The organism is Paraburkholderia sp. SIMBA_053 (assembly GCF_046534895.1).
Classification (GTDB): Bacteria; Pseudomonadota; Gammaproteobacteria; order Burkholderiales; family Burkholderiaceae; genus Paraburkholderia; species Paraburkholderia caledonica.
This window is the reverse complement of sequence record NZ_JAWRXU010000662.1, coordinates 1-273: the sequence shown is the minus strand read 5'-3', so window position 1 is coordinate 273 and position 273 is coordinate 1. Positions and strand designations below refer to the sequence as shown.

Below are 273 nucleotides of genomic sequence, written 5' to 3'. Positions count from 1 at the left end.
ATGCCACAGAGCGAGCCGAGCTTCACCCCTGTAGTGGCTAACGATCCAAAGCCCCCAAAGTGCAAACAACTGGAATTCGCGATCTTGTTCCATCAACGCCCGAGAAAGTATAAGGCGCCATGTGTTATACGCCGCTTCGCCCGGGCCAGCGGCAAATACACGCGCCGCCGCGTAAATCGCCTGAATATGCAAGCGCGTTTGCGATGAAACCGCATCGATTTCCGGCTCAAGTATTGCGTCAAGGGCGACGCGAGCTCTTTCGGAGCATTCATC

General features: G+C 55.7%; 1 pseudogene. It reads right to left on the bottom strand.

The annotated features are described in order from the left end of the window. Window positions 1-273 (bottom strand): annotated as a pseudogene (locus SB753_RS37240) (transcriptional regulator); the annotation flags it as partial.